14 protein-coding genes are annotated in these 17,104 nt (G+C 70.4%); 3 read left to right on the top strand and 11 right to left on the bottom strand.

All coding sequences use genetic code 11. The annotated features are described in order from the left end of the window. Nucleotides 1-129: 129 nt before the first annotated feature. From KTR66_RS01495 to KTR66_RS01475, 5 genes are all read right to left on the bottom strand, one after another. Nucleotides 130-918: an HpcH/HpaI aldolase/citrate lyase family protein gene (locus KTR66_RS01495; RefSeq protein ID WP_249731758.1), complete on the bottom strand. Its 789-nt coding sequence runs from the start codon at nucleotides 916-918 to the stop codon at nucleotides 130-132. A 62-nt stretch (nucleotides 919-980) separates the two neighbouring features. After that, a complete protein-coding gene (locus KTR66_RS01490; RefSeq protein WP_213609620.1) occupies nucleotides 981-1,415 on the bottom strand; it encodes a RidA family protein in 435 nt (144 codons plus the stop codon). A gap of 52 nt (nucleotides 1,416-1,467) precedes the next feature. After that, nucleotides 1,468-3,057 (bottom strand): cisplatin damage response ATP-dependent DNA ligase, encoded by a 1,590-nt coding sequence (locus tag KTR66_RS01485; protein ID WP_249731757.1) that lies wholly within the window; start codon nucleotides 3,055-3,057, stop codon nucleotides 1,468-1,470. Between the two features lie 73 nt (nucleotides 3,058-3,130). Next, nucleotides 3,131-4,096: a tripartite tricarboxylate transporter substrate binding protein gene (locus KTR66_RS01480; RefSeq protein WP_213609618.1), complete on the bottom strand. Its 966-nt coding sequence runs from the start codon at nucleotides 4,094-4,096 to the stop codon at nucleotides 3,131-3,133. Nucleotides 4,097-4,151: 55 nt separating this feature from the next. Next, the gene (locus KTR66_RS01475) at nucleotides 4,152-5,168 is read right to left on the bottom strand and encodes a ligase-associated DNA damage response exonuclease (protein WP_213609616.1); all 1,017 of its coding nucleotides are present in this window, start codon (nucleotides 5,166-5,168) and stop codon (nucleotides 4,152-4,154) included. A 53-nt stretch (nucleotides 5,169-5,221) separates the two neighbouring features. Between KTR66_RS01475 and KTR66_RS01470 the strand changes: the two genes are divergently transcribed. Beyond that, entirely contained in the window at nucleotides 5,222-7,708 is a 2,487-nt protein-coding gene (locus tag KTR66_RS01470; RefSeq protein WP_213609614.1) for a ligase-associated DNA damage response DEXH box helicase, read from the top strand. Here KTR66_RS01470 and KTR66_RS01465 read toward each other — a convergent pair. Beyond that, complete coding sequence (locus KTR66_RS01465) at nucleotides 7,705-9,147, bottom strand: TRIC cation channel family protein (RefSeq protein WP_213609612.1); 1,443 nt, start codon at nucleotides 9,145-9,147, stop codon at nucleotides 7,705-7,707. The genes KTR66_RS01470 and KTR66_RS01465 overlap by 4 nt on opposite strands. Before the next feature lie 92 nt (nucleotides 9,148-9,239). On the opposite strand from KTR66_RS01465, the gene pdeM reads away from it, so the two are divergent. Then, on the top strand, nucleotides 9,240-9,953 hold the full coding sequence (gene pdeM, locus KTR66_RS01460) for a ligase-associated DNA damage response endonuclease PdeM (RefSeq protein ID WP_213609610.1): 714 nt from the start codon (nucleotides 9,240-9,242) through the stop codon (nucleotides 9,951-9,953). On the opposite strand, the gene KTR66_RS01455 is transcribed toward pdeM, so the two are convergent. Then, nucleotides 9,926-10,807 carry an amidohydrolase gene (locus KTR66_RS01455; protein WP_213609608.1) on the bottom strand — a complete coding sequence of 294 codons (882 nt, stop codon included), beginning with the start codon at nucleotides 10,805-10,807 and terminating at the stop codon, nucleotides 9,926-9,928. The genes pdeM and KTR66_RS01455 overlap by 28 nt on opposite strands. 65 nt (nucleotides 10,808-10,872) lie before the next feature. Here KTR66_RS01455 and KTR66_RS01450 point away from each other — a divergent pair, with 65 nt between their 5' ends. After that, nucleotides 10,873-11,622: an SDR family oxidoreductase gene (locus KTR66_RS01450; protein ID WP_213609606.1), complete on the top strand. Its 750-nt coding sequence runs from the start codon at nucleotides 10,873-10,875 to the stop codon at nucleotides 11,620-11,622. Between the two features lie 55 nt (nucleotides 11,623-11,677). Here KTR66_RS01450 and alaS read toward each other — a convergent pair whose 3' ends face one another. The 4 genes from alaS to recA are packed head-to-tail and all read right to left on the bottom strand — an operon-like array spanning nucleotide 11,678 to nucleotide 17,029. Then, nucleotides 11,678-14,320: an alanine--tRNA ligase gene (gene alaS, locus KTR66_RS01445; protein WP_213609604.1), complete on the bottom strand. Its 2,643-nt coding sequence runs from the start codon at nucleotides 14,318-14,320 to the stop codon at nucleotides 11,678-11,680. Nucleotides 14,321-14,372: 52 nt separating this feature from the next. Beyond that, on the bottom strand, nucleotides 14,373-14,771 hold the full coding sequence (locus tag KTR66_RS01440; RefSeq protein WP_213609602.1) for an AtzH-like domain-containing protein: 399 nt from the start codon (nucleotides 14,769-14,771) through the stop codon (nucleotides 14,373-14,375). Continuing rightward, nucleotides 14,768-15,934, bottom strand: a complete 1,167-nt coding sequence (locus tag KTR66_RS01435) for an amidase (RefSeq protein WP_213609600.1) — start codon at nucleotides 15,932-15,934, stop codon at nucleotides 14,768-14,770. Before KTR66_RS01435 ends, KTR66_RS01440 begins: the two co-directional genes overlap by 4 nt. Nucleotides 15,935-15,988: 54 nt before the next feature. Continuing rightward, complete coding sequence (gene recA / locus KTR66_RS01430) at nucleotides 15,989-17,029, bottom strand: recombinase RecA (RefSeq protein ID WP_213609598.1); 1,041 nt, start codon at nucleotides 17,027-17,029, stop codon at nucleotides 15,989-15,991. Between the last annotated feature and the right edge of the window lie 75 nt (nucleotides 17,030-17,104).

The following is a 17,104-nucleotide window of genomic DNA, read 5'->3' as shown; positions in this document are numbered from 1 at the left end:
GTTCCCTGTGGGGTGGTGGTGTCTGGGCGCTGGTTATCGCAATTGAGAACCACTCGCAAGTTTATTTGCGAATGTTTCGCAACTGCAGCCGATCATGGCCGCAGTCGCCCTGCCCCGCCTTGCGCCGGATCAACCGGCGGCCAGGCCCCGCAGGAATTTCGCGCGCTGCCCGGCGCCGGCCATGAGGAACACATGGTCCGATCCGCCCAGGATGAAGCGCGCGCCGAGCGCGATGTAGTCGCGCGCCACCACCTCGTCATAGACGCCGCCCATGCCCAGCACCTTGCCGTGCCGCGCACAGGCCGCCGCCACGCTCGCGTAAGCCGCGCGCACGCGAGGGTGGCCGATCTGCCCGGGGATGCCCATGGTGGCCGTCAGGTCGCTCGTGCCGAACATCAGCACATCCACGCCGGGGATGGCGGCGATGGCGTCCGCATTGGCCACGCTCTCCTCCGTCTCCACCATGCAGGCGATCAGCACCTGCTCATTGCTTTCGCGCTGCGCCGTCGCGGCGTCGGGTGCCTGGAAGCCGTAGAGGATGGGCGGGCCGCCCCAGCTGCGCTGGCCCTGCGGCGGGAAGCGGAAGGCTTCCACCACCTGCTTCGCTTCCGCCACCGTGTCCACATGCGGGACGACGACGCCCATGGCGCCATTGTCCAGGCAGCGCGTGCCCTCGAAGAGCGCGTCCTTGCAGCAGCGCACGATGGGCGTGCAGCCCTGGCCCAAGGCCGCCATGGAGATCTGCGCCGCGTCGTCCACGCTCATCGCGCCGTGCTCCATGTCGATGAAGAGCCAATCGAAGCCGGTGGCCGCCCCCAGCGCGCCGGCGGCCGAGCCGCGCAGGTGATGGATGCCGAAGCCGAGCGAAAGCCCGCCCTCCGCCAGGCGCTGCTTGGCGAGATTTGGCACGATGGGCATGGGTGACCTCCCTTTGGTTTGCACCCAGCGCATCACGCTGGGGTCAGGGGGTCAACCAGCGCTCAGCGAGCGGCGATCCCCACGATCTCCACCTTCGCATCGCGCGGCAGGCGCGCGGCCTGCACCGTGGCGCGCGCCGGCGGGTTGCTCGGGAAATAGGTGGCATAGACCGCGTTCATGCGCGCGAACTCGTTCAGATCCGCCATGAAGACGGTGGTGCTGACGATGTCGCTCATGCGGAAGCCGGCGGCCTCCACCACGGCCTTGAGATTGTCCAGCACGCGGCGCGTCTCGGCCTCGATGCTGCGATCGGCGATCATCTGGTTGGTCGCGGGGTCGAGCGCGATCTGGCCTGCCAGGTAGAGCGTGTTCCCCACCCGCAGCGCCTGGCTGTAGGGGCCGATGGCGGCGGGCGAGTCGGGTGTGGAGATCACCTGCGGCTGCGCCAGCGCGGGGCCGGCGAGGGCGAGGAGCAGGCAGGCGGTACGCATCATCATGGGGGTCTCTCCGTGTCGGAGGCGTAACCCTACGGAGATCCACGCCAGGCTTTCAACGCTTGATCAGCGCCTCCAGCGTTTCCAGCCGGTCGGCCTCCTCGGCCGGCTTGTCGCGGCGGATGCGGGCGATGCGGGGGAAGCGCAAGGCGACGCCCGACTTGTGGCGCGGCGAGTATTGCGCGGCGTCGAACTCCACCTCCAGCACCAGGGCTTTCTCGACCTCGCGCACGGGGCCGAAGCGGGCGGTGGTGTGGTCGCGGATCCATTTGTCGAGGAAGGCCAGTTCGGCATCGGTGTAGCCGGAATAGGCCTTGCCGATGGGCACGAGTTCGTCTCCGCGCCACAGGCCGAAGGTGTAGTCGGAATAGAAGCTGCTGCGCTTGCCGTGGCCACGCTGGGCATACATCAGCACGGCATCCACGTTCAGCGGGTCACGCTTCCATTTCCACCAGGGGCCCTTCACGCGGCCCGGTTGATAGATGCTGTCGCCGCGCTTGAGCATCAGCCCCTCGATGGAGGCGGCGCGGGTGCCGGCGCGGATCTCGGCCAGTTCCTCCATCGTGGCGAAGCTGATGAGCGGCGAGAGGTCCATCCGCGCCGGCGCCTCGCGCGCGAACCAGGCCTCCAGCCGCGCGCGGCGCTCGTCGAAGGGCAAGGCACGCAGGTCCGCCTCGCCCTCGAAGAGCAGGTCATAGAGGCGCACATGCGCCGGGTGGTCGCGCAGCATCCTGGCCGTCACGGTCTTGCGGTTCAGCCGCTGCTGCAGGTCGCTGAAGGGCGCCACTTCGCCCCCCGATGGGCCGTCCCGCATCACCAGCAACTCGCCATCCGCCACGCCGTGGAAGCGCATGGCGGCGAGGATCTCGGGGAAGGTGTTGGAAATATCCTCGCCCGAGCGGGACCAGAGCCGCGCGCCGCCCGGTCCGGCCGTGAGCTGCACGCGGATGCCGTCCCATTTCCATTCGGCGCGCCAATCCGGCGCGTGCAGCTTCGCGAAATCCGCCTCCTCCAGCGGATGCGCGAGCATGAGCGGGCGGAACACGGGCGCGCCGTTCGGATCGGGCCGCGGCCCCTGCCCCTCCAGCCAGGCGAAGAGCGTGAGATAGGGGGGCGCCACGCCATGCCAGACCTCCTCGATCTCGCCGAGGTCCACGTCAGCCCATTCCGCCAACCCCGCCTTGGCCAAGCGCGCCGATGCGCCGACGCGCAACCCGCCCGTGATGAGCTTGATGAGCGCCAGCCGCGCACCGGAATCCAGCGCGTCCAGCCAGGCGGCGATGATGCGGGGCAGTTCCGCCTTGGGCGCGGTTTCCAGCGTCTCGATCACCTCGGCGAGGCCGGGCGGCGGCGCGTTGCTGCGCGCATCCTCGGGCCAGAGCAGGGCGATGGTCTCCGCGAGGTCGCCCACGTAATCGTAGCTGAGCGCGAAGAGGGTCGGGTCGGTCCGTTCGGCGATGAGTTCGCGCAGCAGCGCGGGCTTGGCCGTGCGCAGGCTCAGCTCGCCGGCGAGGGCCGCGAGGCCGATGCCGCGATCTGGATCGGGCTGGTTCGCGAACCATTGCCGCAGCAGGGCCAGCTTGCCGTTGCGCCCCGGCGTAAAGAGCAGGCGCTCCAGCAGCTCCGCAAAATCAGGCAGACTCATCCCGTCAAGCGCCCGCTAAAGTCCAGGGGTCTGGGGCCTCTCGGCCCCAGCCGCCGGAGGCCATTTTTTCCTTTCATTCCGCCCGAATCCCCGCCTCACGGATCAGATTGCCCCAGAGCGTGGTCTCCGCCGCCAGCACCGCCGCGAGTTCCGGCCCGGTCTGATATTCCGCCTGCATCCCGTATTCATCGAAGCGCGCGCGCAGATCGGGGTCGGCCACCGCCGCGCGCAGCGCCTCGGCCAGGCGCGCGATGACGGGTGCCGGGGTCGCGGCGGGCACGAACCAGCCGGCGAAGGAGGCGACGACGAAACCGGGGAAGCCGCTTTCGGCCACTGTCGGCAGATCGGGCATGGCCTTGAGGCGCTGCGCCGAGGTGACGGCGATGGGCCGCGTCTGGCCCGCGCGCATGGCCTGGATGGCTTCGAGCGCCGTGCTCCACATGGCATCCGCGCGGCCGGCGCCGATCTCGGTATAGGCCTGCACGCCGCCGCGGAAATGCACCGTCTCGCCCGGCGGCAGGCCGGCGCGCTGGCGGAACAGCTCACCCACCAGATGCGTGCCCGAGCCCGCGCCGCTGGTGGCGGTGTTCATGGCGGCGCCGCGCTGCCGCGCCCAGGCGACGAACTCCGCGAGGTTGCGCACCGGCAGGTTGCGGTTGATGTGCAGGATATAGGGCACGGTGTAGGTGCCGGCGACGGGCGCGAAGGCGGTGCGCGGGTCGCGCGGCTCGAGGTCGGGGCGGAAATTCGGGATGGTGGCGAGGCCGATGCCGCCCGAGAGGATGGTGTAGCCATCCGGCCGCGCCTGGGCGACGTGAAGATTGCCGATGGCCGAGCCCGCGCCCGGCCGGTTCTCGATGATGATGTTCTGGCCGAGATGGCGGGAGGCGCGCTCGGCCAGCATGCGCCCGGCCGTGTCCACGATGCCGCCGGGCGGAAAGGGGATGACGAGTGCGGGCGGGCGCGTGGGAAAGCCTGCCTCCTGCGCGGTGGCGAGCGAGGGCAGGAGCAGGCTGCTGAGAAGGGTGCGGCGTTGCATGGGGCTTCCTCGGTGTTTGGTGGAAGGCTAGGCGGCGGCGCGCGGCCGGCGCCAGCTATTCCTCCTCCCCCTCCCCGCGCCCGATCAGGTGCAGCGCGCGGCCGCGGATGCCACGTTGGGCCAGGGCATGGATCAGCGCCTCCTCCCGCCCATGCGTGACCCAGACCTCCTGCGCCTCGACCTCGGTGCAGGTGGCGAGAAGCTCGGGCCAATCGGCGTGGTCGCTGATCACCATGGGCAGTTCCACGCCGCCCTGCCGCGCGCGCTGGCGCACGCGCATCCAGCCCGAGGCGAGGCAGGGGATGGGCTCGGCCAGGCGCCGCGCCCAGCGATCAGCGATGGCCGAGGGCGGCGCCAGCACGATGGCGCCGGCCAGGCGCTCCTTCCCCGCGACCGTGGCTTGCGTGAGCGGCCCGAGTTGCACGCCCAATTCCTCATACAGCGTGCAGAGCTTCATCAGCGCGCCATGCAGCGGGATGGGCTGATCCCAGCCCGCTTCGCGCAGCAGCGAGATCAGGCGCTGCGCCTTGCCCAGCGCATAGCAGCCGATGACATGGGTGCGCTCGGGGAAGAGGGCGACCGAGCGCAAGAGCCGCGCGATCTCCTGCCCGGCCGGCGGATGGGTGAAGACGGGCAGCGCGAAAGTGGCTTCCGTCACGAAGACGTCGCAGCGCTCGGGCTCGAAGGGCGCGCAGGTCGCGTCATGCCTCCGCTTGTAGTCGCCGCTGATGACGGCGCGGGCGCCCTGCCATTCGAGGCACACCTGCGCCGAGCCCAGCACATGGCCGGCCGGGCGCAGCCAGAGCTTCACGCCGTTGATGGTGAGGGTCTCGCCATAGGGATGCGCCTGTTGCGTCGCACCCGCGCGGTCCTCGCCCATGCGGGCGCGCATGATGGCCAGCGTCTCCTTCGTGGCGAGGACATGGGCGTGGCCGGGGCGCGCGTGGTCGCTATGGCCATGGGTGATGACGGCACGCTCCACCGGCCGCACCGGGTCCACGAAGAAGCCGCCCGGCTCGCAGAACAGGCCGTCCGGCGTCACGCGCAGCCAGGTTTCGGGATGGGGCGGCATTCGGTCTTCACCTCGGGGGATCCACCCCATATAGCTGGGGTGCCGTGAGAACAATGCCAGAACTTTTTGCGCGCTGGTTCGCCGGGCGCGGCTGGGCGCCCCGGGCGCATCAGCTCGACATGCTGGCGGCCGCGCGCGCGGGCCAATCGGCGCTGCTGATCGCGCCGACGGGCGGCGGCAAGACGCTGGCGGGCTTCCTGCCCTCGCTCATCGCGCTGCATGAGGCGCCGCGCGAGGGGCTGCACACGCTCTACATCTCGCCCTTGAAGGCGCTGGCGGTGGATATCGCGCGCAACCTGGAGGCGCCCATCGCCGAGATGGGCCTCTCCATCCGCGTCGAGACCCGCACCGGCGACACGCCGGCCAATCGCCGCGCCCGGCAGCGCGAAACCCCGCCGCAGATCCTGCTGACGACGCCGGAGAGCCTGACGCTGCTGCTCTCGCTGCCCGATGCGGGGGAGATGTTCGGCGGGCTGCAGGCCATCGTGGTGGATGAGGCGCATGCACTGGCCGGCACCAAGCGGGGCGATCAGCTCTGCCTCTGCCTCTCGCGCCTTGCGACGCTCGCGCCACAGGCGCGGCGCGTGGGGCTCTCCGCCACGGTGAACCACCCCGACGCCTTGCGCGCCTGGCTCTCCCCCACCGCGCGCGCCACGGATGTGGCGCTGATCCGCGCGGCCGGCGGCGCGGCCCCGCAGCTCGGCGTGCAATTGCCCGCGGGCCGCCTGCCCTGGGGCGGGCATATGGGCCTCGATTCCGCGCCCGAGATCCTGGCCCGCATCGCGGCCGCGCGTGTCACCATCGTCTTCGTCAACACCCGCGCCCAGGCGGAACTGATCTTCGCGGCGCTGTGGAAGATCAACGAGGATTCGCTGCCCATCGCCGTCCATCACGGCAGCCTCACCGTCGAGCAGCGCCGCAAGGTCGAGGCCGCGATGGCGGCGGGGAAGCTGCGCGGTGTCGTCGCCACCTCCTCGCTCGATCTCGGCATTGACTGGGGCGATGTGGACCAGGTGATCCAGGTGGGCGCGCCCAAGGGCGTCTCGCGCCTGCTGCAGCGCGTGGGCCGCGCCAATCACCGCATGGATGAGGCGAGTGCGGCCATGCTCGTCCCCGCCAACCGCTTCGAGGTGATCGAATGCGCGGCAGCCCTGGAGAGCATCGCCGCCGGCGAGCTGGATGGCGAGGAACCACGCCCCGGCGGCCTCGACGTTCTGGCGCAGCACATCCTCGCCATGGCCTGCCACGCGCCCTTCCGGCCGGATGATCTCTATGCCGAAGTGACCCGCGCCGGCGCCTATGCGGACCTCTCCCGCCGCGATTTCGACGATGTGCTGCGCTTCGTCGAGGATGGCGGCTATGCGCTCGCCAATTACGAGCGCTGGCGGCGGCTCTTCCGCGATTCCGAGGGCCTCGTGCATGTGCGCGGCACCGCCGTCGCGCGGCAATTGCGCCTCAACCTCGGCACCATCGTGGAACTGCCGCTGATGAAGGTGAAGCTGCGCGGCGGCCCCGTGCTGGGCGAGGTGGAGGAATGGTTCATCTCCACCCTCTCGCCGGGCGATACCTTCCGCTTCGCGGGCCAGGTCCTGCAATATGAGGGCATCTCCGGCGTCACGGCCGAGGTCTCGCGCGGTGGCACGCGGGAGCCGCGCGTGCCCACCTATGGCGGGGCGCGCATGCCGCTCTCCACGCACCTCGCGGACCGCGTGCGCGGCATCCTGAGCGACCCCACGCATTGGGCCATGCTGCCGGACAGCGTGCGCGAATGGCTCGGCATGCAGCGCTACAAGAGCGAACTCCCCAGCGCCGATGGCCTCCTCGTCGAGACCTTTCCGCGCGGCGGGCGCTGGTATCTCGTGGCCTATTGCTTCGAAGGGCGCCTCGCGCATCAGACGCTCGGCATGCTCGCCACGCGGCGGATGGAGCGCCTCGGCTGGGCGCCGCTCGGCTTCGTCGCCACCGACTATATCCTCGCTTGCTGGATGGCCTTCGAACCGGGCGACCCCGCGGAACTCTTCGTGGAAGACCTGCTGGGCGAGGACCTCGAGGATTGGATGGCGGAAAGCTCCATGCTCCGCCGCACCTTCCGCAACATCGCGACCATCGCGGGGCTGCTCGAGAAGCACCATCCGGGCGCCGAGAAGAACCGCCGCCAGATGACCGTGAATTCCGACCTCATCTACGACGTGCTGCGCAAGCATGAGCCGAACCACATCCTGCTGCGCGCAACCCGCGCCGAAGCCGCGCATGGCCTGACCGACATCCGCCGCATCGGCGCGATGCTGGCGCGCGCCAAGGGCCGCATCCGCCACCGCAAGCTCGATCAGGTCTCGCCGCTCGCCGTGCCGGTCATGCTGGAGATCGGCCGCGAATGGGTGGCGGGCGATGCACAGGAGGCGCTGCTGGCCGAGGCTGCGGCGCTGGTGGAGGAGGCGACGGGCGGCCTGGAGACCTTCGAAGAACCGCTCTTCGAGGGGGGCGAGGCGCCGCCGGAGCCCAGGCCCGCACGCCGCCCTCGGGAACGCAGAAGGCGCTAAGGCAGCCCCGGCGCGCGCATCCTGAGCACCGCCATGCGCGTGAGGACACCGCCCAGAACGGCCACCACCACCGCCGCCAGCACCTCCTCGCGCTCGATCACCGCGCCGCGCCAGGTGAGCCAGAGGGAGAGCAGGATGCTCCAGATCACCGCCACCTCCCCGTAGAAGCCGGTCTTGAGGTTCGGCACGTCACCGCCGCCGCGGATGATGTCGCGGATGATGCCGCCCCCCGCCCCGGTGATGGCGCCCAGCATCGGCCCCCAGAGCCAGAGCGGGCTCGCCGTGCCGACGGCGACCGCCACCCCCACCACGGTGAAGGCCGAAAGCGCGATGGCATCGGCGAGATCGAACAGCCGCTCGCGCCAGGCGCCGCCCGCGGCACTCAGCCGCGCCACCGCCGGCACCGCCCTGGCGAGCCGCCCAGCCAGGTAGGAGAGCAGCACCGTGCCCAGCACGAGCTGCAGGTAGAGCGGGCTGCCCATCACGCCGATCGGGTGGCGGCCCACCAGCAGGTCCCGCAGCACGCCGCCGCCCACCGCCGTCGCCAGCGCCAGCACCAGCGCGCCGAAGAGGCTGTAGCGCCCGCCGCGCGCGGCCAGATAGCCGGAGAGCGCCGCGCTCAGCGTGCCGATCACCTCCAGCACCAGGAACCAGGGACTGTTGAGCGTGAGGCCAAGCAGGATGGGCGTGCGGAACCGCGCGGCGATCGCCCCCAGCGTGCCATCGGCCATGAGTTCGGCGATGGCGGCGTCGAAGGCCGCGACCGTCGTCTCGGGCACGGCGGGGCTGAACATCAGGTGCAGCGGGATGGCGATGCGCAGCGCGGCATTTTCCTCCACCGCGCGCGGATCGGCGCTGGCGGCGATGAGCGTCGCCGCCGTCAGCCGCTCAGCCAGGAAACCGTCGATCTCGCCGGCCAGCAGCCGGCGCAGATTCTCGGCATCGCTGGCGCTGCGGCGCAGGCGCGCCGCCTGGGCGGGGTCGCGCAGCCAGGCATCCAGCGCCGGATCGCCATAGGAGAACCCCTCGATCACGCCGAGGCGAAACCCCGTGGCCCTCAGATGCGCGAGCAGCCCGGCCGCATCCGCCGCCGCCGGATGCGGCCCGCCATCGCGCCGCTGGATCAGCACATTGATGTCCTGCCGATAGGCGCGGCTCATCCGGGCCGCCGCCGCGCGCTCGGCCGTCCAGGCGACGCCCGAGGCAAGATCACGCCGCCCGGCCGGCACATCCTGCATCAGCTGCGGCCAGGTGGTGCGGGTGAAGCTCAGCGGCTGCCCGGCGCGGGCGGCGATCGCGCGCACCATCTCGATGTCGAGGCCCGTCGGCCCACGCGGCCCCTCACTCTGGAAAGGGGCGGCGGCATACCATCCAAGCTCCAGCGCGGGGGCCGCGCGGAGCGGTGCCAACAGGGCGAGGAGGAGCAGCCAGAACCGCACGTCATGTCCATCCTGTCATGTCGCCTCGCCGTTTGTGGCGAATCGCGCCCTGGGGCAAGGTCCGGCCGCACCATGCCGCCCCTGCCCGCCCCATGATCGCCGCCCCGCTGCACCTGGCGGGCGAGCGCCTGATGCTCTGCCCGAGCGGCGTCGCCCTCTGGCCGGCGAAGCGCACGCTCATCGTCGCCGATCTGCATTTCGAGAAGGGCAGCGCCCAGGCCATGCGCGGCCACCCCGTGCCGCCCTATGACACGCGGGAGACGCTGGAGCGCCTCAGCTTCGCCCTGCGCCGCTACGGGCCGCGCCGCGTCATCGTGCTGGGGGATGCGCTGCATGATGACGGCGCGCTGGCCCGCATGGCGCCGGCCGACCGCGCGACGCTGCGGCACCTGCTCTCACCGCTGGAGGTGCTCTGGATCGCGGGCAATCACGACCCCTCGCCGCAGCCGGATCTGCCCGGGCAATGCCTGCCGGAGTGGAAGGAGGGGCGCCTCCATTTCCGCCATATCGGCGGCGCCACGCCCCTGCCCCGCGCCGAGGCGGAGCTGAGCGGCCACTACCACCCCAAGGCGACGCTGCCGACGCGGGCCGGCGGGATTACCCGTCCCTGCTTCCTGGCCAGCGGCCAGCGTCTGGTCCTGCCCGCCTTCGGCGCCTTCACCGGCGGGCTCGACGTGCTGGACCCCGGGATGGCGCCGGTCACGCGCGGCGCGCTGCGCGTCTTCCTGCTGGGGCGCGAGCGTCTGCACAGCGCCAGCTTCGAGGCGCTGCGCCAATCCTACGCGGCGCTGGCCGCGAAGCCGTAGAGCGCCGCCGGGTTCTCCACCAGGATGCGCTGGCGCAGCGCCTCCTCCGGCACCCAGTCGAAGAACCAGTCGAGCAGCAGCCCGTCATCCAGCATCTGGGCGGCCGTTTCGAACTGGGTGTGCGGCCAGTCGGTGCCCCAGACGCAGCGCTCCGGCGCCGCCTCCACGAAGCGGCGCGCGATGGGCGTGAGGTCGGCATAGGGCGGGCGGCTCGCGCGGTAGCCGCAGAGCTTCACATGCACGCGGCCGGTCTCGATCAGGCGGAGTGCCGCCGCGAGATGCGCGCCATCAGGCCCATGCGCCGCGTCCACGCCCGCCATGTGGTCCAGCACCAGCGGCACCGGCAGCGCGGCCAGGCGCGGGGCGAGCGCCATCAGCACATCGCCCTTCATGTAGAGCTGGATGTGCCAGCCGAGATCCGCCACGCGGCGCGCGAGCGATTCCAGCTGCTCGACCGGCGTTCCATTGCCGCTGACCGCGTTGAACCGCACGCCGACCGCGCCGGCATCGGCCATGCGGCGCAGCTCGGCCGGGCTCGCCGCGTCATCCACCACGACGATGGCGCGCGCATTGTCCTGGCCGAACTGCGCCACGGCATCCAGCGTCACGGCATTGTCCGTGCCATAGACGCTGGCCTGCACCACGACGCGCCGCGTGAGGCCGAGCGTGCGCGCCATGTCGAGGTAATGGGGGATCAGCGCGGGCGGCGGCGTATAGGGCCGGGTCGCGCTCATCGGAAATCGGTCATAGGGGCCGAAGATGTGGAAATGGCTGTCGCAGCTGCCTTCGGGCGCGCGTTGCCGGGGCGGGTTCGTCACCGCATTCGCGGGGGCGCAGGTGTAATTCAGCTCCATGGGGTGAGATTGCGGGCATCGCGCGGCCGGCGCAATCTGCGCCCACATCAATCGGGAGTGACGCAATGAGCAAGGTGGCGGTTGTGACGGGGGCGAGCACGGGGATCGGGCGCGCCGTGGCTCTGGGCCTGTTGAAGGCGGGGTATCGCGTGGCGCTGGCCGCGCGCCGCCAGGACGCGCTGGACGAGACGGCGCAGATGGCCGGCGCCAACAGCGCCAACGCCCTGCCGATGGCGACCGACGTCGCCTCGCCCGATGGCGTGAATGCGCTGTTCGCCGCGCTCAAGGCCAAGTGGGGGCGCTGTGATCTGCTGTTCAACAATGCCGGCATGGGCGTGCAGGGCTATCTGCTGGAGGACCTGCCCGTCGAGAAATGGCTGGAGGTGGTGAATGTGAACCTCACCGGCAGCTTCCTCTGCGCGCAGCAGGCCTTCCGCATGATGAAGGAGCAGTCGCCGCAGGGCGGGCGCATCATCAACAATGGCTCGATCAGCGCGCATACGCCGCGGCCGGACAGCGTGGCCTATACGGCGACGAAGCATGCCATCACCGGCCTCACCAAGTCGCTCATCCTGGACGGCCGGAAGTACAACATCACCGCCGGTCAGATCGACATCGGCAATGCGGCGACGAACATGACGGCGCGCATGCAGAAGGGCGTGAAGCAGCCCAATGGCGAGATGATGGTGGAGGCCACGATGGATGTGCAGAACGTGGCCAACGCCGTGCTCTTCATGGACAGCGTGACGCCCGAGGCCAACGTGCCCTTCCTGACGGTGAAGGCCTCGCTCATGCCCTGGGAAGGCCGCGGCTGAGCCAAGTCCCGGGGTCTGGGGCCAATGGCCCCAGCCGCCGGAGGCCCTTTTTTGCTTAACCCGCCGCCAGCGCGCCCCGGATAGCGGCCAGCGCCTCATCCACCTTGTCGCCCTCCGGCCCACCGGCCTGGGCCATGTCGGGCCGCCCGCCGCCGCCCTTGCCACCGACGGCCGCCGAGGCCGCGCGCACCAAGGCCACCGCATCGGCGCGGCCCTTGGCCACCTCGCCCACGCCGACCACGATGCTGGCCTTGCCCTCGGCGCCGGAGACGAGCGCCACCACATCGGCGGCGCCGCCCTTCAGGATGGCCTCGGCCATGCCCTTCAGCTCCTTGGCCGGCATGTCGCCCAGGTTCTTCAGCGCGAGGCGCAGGCCGGCCACGGTCTCCACCTCGACGCCCGAGGTCGCCATCTTCTTGCGCGTCTCGGTCAGGTCGCGCTCGAGCTGGCGGCGATCCTCCATCAGGGCTGCCACGCGGGCCGGCAGGTCGGCCGGGCTCACCTTCAGCACGGCGGCGGCCTCGCGCAGCAGGCGGGCTTCCGCTTCCATCGCGGCATAGGCGGCAGCCCCCGTCACCGCCTCGATGCGGCGCACGCCGGCGGCAACGGCGCCTTCCGAGACCAGGCGGAACATGCCGATATCGCCCGTGCGCTTCACATGCGTGCCGCCGCAGAGCTCGATGGAGTAATGGCCAGCACGGTCCGTCGCCGCCGGGTCATGGCCCATCGCGACGACGCGCACTTCCTCGCCATACTTCTCGCCGAACAGCGCCATCGCGCCCTCCGCCACGGCGGCATCGGGCGTCATCAGGCGCGTCGTGACTTCCGCGTTCTCGCGGATGCGCGCATTCACCTCGGCCTCGACCCAGGCCAGGTCCTCGGCGGCGATGGGCGTGGGCTGGCTGACGTCGAAGCGCAGGCGCTCGGGCGCGACCAGCGAGCCCTTCTGGGCCACATGCGTGCCAAGCCGCCGGCGCAGTGCCTCATGCAGCAAATGCGTCGCCGAGTGATGCGCGCGGATGGCGCCGCGGCGCGTGTGGTCCACCTCGGCGATCACCGCCTGGCCCACGCTGACATCGCCGCTCTCGACCTTGCCGATATGGACAAACAGATCGCCCAGCTTCTTCTGCGTGTCGCGGATGCGGATCACGGCATCGCCCACGCGGATCACGCCCGCATCGCCCTGCTGGCCGCCGCTTTCGCCATAGAAGGGCGTCTGGTTCAGGATGACCGAGACCTCGCGCCCCTGCGCCACGCTGTTCACCGAAGCGCCATCCGCCACGATGGCGACGATGCTGCCCTCGGCCGTCTCGGTCGAGTAGCCAAGGAATTCGGTGGCGCCGAGCTTCTCCTTCAGGTCGAACCAGAGCGTCTCCGTCGCGGCCTCGCCCGAGCCCGCCCAGGCGGCGCGGGCGCGCTTGCGCTGCTCCTCCATCGCGGCGTCGAAGCCGGCCACATCCACGCTGCGGCCCTCGGCGCGGAGTGCGTCCTGCGTCAGGTCTAGCGGGAAGCCGTAGGTGTCATAGAGACGGAAGGCGACCTCGCCGGGCAGGGCCTCGGTGGCGCCGAGCTTGGCCTTCTCCGCCTCCAGCAGACCCAGGCCGCGGTCCAGCAGGGTGCGGAAGCGCGTCTCCTCCAGCTTGAAGGTCTCGGTGATCAGCGCGGCGGCGCGGCTCAGCTCCGGATAGGCGGCGGCCATCTGCCGCTCCAGCGCGGGGAAGAGGCGGTGCAGCAGCGGCTCGGAGGCGCCCATCATGTGCGCGTGGCGCATCGCACGGCGCAGGATGCGGCGCAGCACATAGCCGCGGCCTTCATTGGAAGGCAGCACGCCATCGGCGATCAGGAAGGAGCCGGCGCGCAGGTGATCGGCGACGACGCGGTGCGAGGCGCGGAACGGCCCATCCGGCTCCTGCCCCGTCAGTTGCGCGGATTCCAGGATGATCGCGCGGAAGGTGTCGGTGTCGTAGTTGTCGTGCTTGCCCTGCAGGATGGCGGCGAAGCGCTCCAGCCCCATGCCCGTGTCGATCGAGGGGCGCGGCAGCGGGTTCCGGGTGCCTTTCGGCTCCTCCAGGAACTGCATGAAGACCAGGTTCCAGATCTCGATGAAGCGGTCGCCATCCTGGTCCGCGCTGCCCGGCGGGCCGCCCGGGATCTTGTCGCCATGGTCGAAGAAGATTTCCGAGCAGGGGCCGCAGGGGCCGGTGTCACCCATGCGCCAGAAATTGTCGTCGGTGTTGATGCGGATGATGCGGCTGTCGGGCAGGCCCGCGATCTTCTTCCAATAGCCCGCCGCCTGCTCATCCTCGGAGAAGACGGTGACCAGCAGGCGCTCCTTCGGGAGGGCGAAATCCTTGGTGATCAGCGTCCAGGCATGCTCGATCGCCTGTTCCTTGAAGTAGTCGCCGAAGGAGAAATTCCCCAGCATCTCGAAGAAGGTGTGGTGGCGCGCGGTGTAGCCGACATTGTCCAGATCATTGTGCTTGCCGCCGGCGCGGACGCATTTCTGCGCCGTGGTGGCGGTGACGTAGTCGCGCTTCTCCTGGCCGGTGAAGACGTTCTTGAACTGCACCATGCCGGAATTGGCGAACATGAGCGTGGGATCATTGCGGGGCACGAGCGGGCTGCTCTCCACCACGCGATGGCCGTTGCGCGCGAAATAGCCGAGGAAGGTCGCGCGGATGTCGTTGCTGCTGCTCATGAGGGCGCCCAAATGACTGAGGGCGTGGAATTACCCCGCCCTGCCCGGGGCCTCAATAGGCGGGCGTCGCCTCCGTCACCGAGACATGGGCGGAGACGACCTTCCAGCCCACATCCGGGAAGCGCACCCAGCTCTGCGTCTGCCGCGCCGGCAGGTCGCCCCGGCCGCGCATCTTGAAGATGAGGTTCACCACGGCGAAATCGCGGCCGAGCGTCAGGATGTCGAGGCGCAGGCGCTCCAGCTTGATCCCCGGGCCGGGAGGGCGGCGGACGCGATGGGCGTGGATCTCGTCGAAGCCGAAGCCGTTCTCATGGATGGCGAGCCTGCGCGTGTGCGGCGAGTTCCAGAAGGTGTCGTCCAGCACCTCCACATCCTTGGAGATGAGCGCCGCCTCATAGCGCTCGAACTTCTCGCGGATCTCCTCGACCACTTCGGGAATGTTGGGGGTCATGCGGCGTTCTCCAGGGCAAGGGCGGTGCGGATCAGAAGGCTGTCGGCGCCGCGGGCCGCGATGAGCGAAAGGCCGACGGGCCGCCCCTCCACCGTCGCACCCGGGATGTTGATCTGCGGATGGCCAGCGAGGCCGCCCTGCGCGCAGAGGCAGAGGATCTGATCGCGGATCGGCGTCAGCACATCGAGCGGCAAACCGGCCTTGGGCGCCGGGAAGGGCGTGGTGGGGATGGCCAGCACCGTGCCGGGCGGCAGCAGGTACCGCATGCGGCCGCGCACCTCCTGCCGCATCAGCGCGGCCCAGCCGCGATCGGCCTCGCTCGACATGGCGCCCAGCACCAGGCCCTTGGCGACGGAGAAGGCGAAGCGCGGATTGTCGCGCTCCACCCATTCCCGGAAGGTCTCCCAGGCCTCGACCGGCTGCAGCACGCGCTGCGCGCGGCCCCAGACGGAGAGGCCGGGCGGGGCCATCAGGTCGAAGCGGGTGTCGGGGATGATGGCCTTGAGGCGGCGCACCAGGGGCTCGAGTGCCGCCGCCGTGGCAGGCTCGGCGAAGCCGAAGGCGTCTGTCGCGATGACGAGGCGCGTGGGCAGCGCCTCCGGTGTCGCCTCGCCCAGCAGCACCTCCGAAACACGGGCGAAGGTCTTCGCATCGCGGGCGAACCAGCCGGTGGTGTCCGAACTCGGCGCCTGGGGCAGCATGCCGGTCAGGTCCAGCCGGCCATGGGTGGGGCGGATGCCATAAAGCCCGCAGAAGCTGGCCGGCACGCGGACCGAACCACCGGTATCCGTTCCCAGCGCCGTGTCGCAGATCCCCTGCGCCACCGCGCTGGCCGAGCCGGAGGAAGAGCCGCCCGGCACATGGCCAGGGGCGGCGGGGTTGAGCGGCGTCCCCTCGAAGGCGTTCTCGCCCAGGATGCCGAGCGAGACCTCATCCGTGATGGTCTTGCCGATCAATGTGGCGCCGGCATCAAGCAGCGTCTGCACCGCCCAGGCATGGCGGTCGGGGATCGGGTTCTGCCGCGCCCAGTCCGGATTGCCGCCGCCGGTCGGCGTGCCGGCGACGTCGAAGAGGTCCTTCGCCGCGAAGGTGAGGCCCGAAAGCGGCCCGCCCGCGCGGCCCTCGATGCGGATGGAGCTTCCGGGAACGAAGGGAGAGGTCATGCGGCGCGCTCCAGGCGATGGAGCGCGCAGCCTGCCCGCGCGCGCGGCGCCTGGCTACTCCTCCCCGTCGTCCCCGCCATCGGCGTCGGGCGCCACCATCATGGCCCCCGCCACCGCCGCCGCCTGGCCGCGGATGCGCTTCTCGATACTCTCGGCCATCGCCGGGTTGTCGCGCAGATACTGCTTCGCGTTCTCCCGGCCCTGGCCGATGCGCTGGCCGTCGCAGCTGAACCAGGCACCTGATTTCTCGACCACGCCGGCCTTCACGCCGAGGTCGATCAGCTCACCCACCTTGCTGATGCCCTCGCCATACATGATGTCGAACTCGACCTGCCGGAAGGGCGGCGCCATCTTGTTCTTCACCACCTTCACGCGGGTCTGGTTGCCCGTCGTCTCCTCGCGCTCCTTGATCGCGCCGATGCGGCGGATCTCAAGCCGGCAGGAGGCATAGAACTTCAGCGCATTGCCGCCCGTGGTGGTCTCCGGGTTGCCGAACATCACGCCGATCTTGAGCCGGATCTGGTTCAGGAAGATCATCAGCGTGTTGGAGCGGCTGACCGTGCCGGTCAGCTTGCGCAGCGCCTGGGACATGAGGCGCGCATGCAGGCCGACATGGGTGTCGCCCATCTCGCCCTCCAGCTCGGCCTTGGGCACCAGGGCCGCCACGCTGTCCACCACCAGCACGTCAATGGCGCCGGAGCGCACCAGCGTATCGGCGATCTCGAGCGCCTGCTCGCCGCCATCGGGCTGGCTGATCAGCAGGTTCTCGACATCCACGCCGAGCTTGCGGGCATAGCTCGGGTCCAGCGCGTGCTCGGCATCGATGAAGGCGCAGGTGCCGCCCTTCTTCTGCGCTTCCGCGATGGCGTGCAGCGCCAGCGTCGTCTTGCCCGAGGATTCCGGGCCGTAGATCTCGATGATGCGGCCCTTGGGGAAGCCGCCGATGCCCAGCGCCAGATCCAACCCGAGCGAGCCGGAGGAGATGACCTCCACCCCTTCCATCGCGCTCTTGCTGCCCATGCGCATGATGGAGCCCTTGCCGAACGCCCGTTCGATCTGGCTCAGCGCGGCGTCGAGCGCCTTTCCTTTTTCCATCCTGGAGATCCCCTACAACCCATGGCGGCAATGCCGAGCCAGATTACACGCAATGCCCGGGCCGCCCACCGGATT

Source organism: Roseococcus sp. SDR, from assembly GCF_019083995.1.
In the GTDB taxonomy this organism is placed as follows: domain Bacteria; phylum Pseudomonadota; class Alphaproteobacteria; order Acetobacterales; family Acetobacteraceae; genus Roseococcus.
The sequence above is the reverse complement of the archived record's forward strand: the minus strand, read 5'-3'. Positions and strand labels throughout refer to the sequence as shown.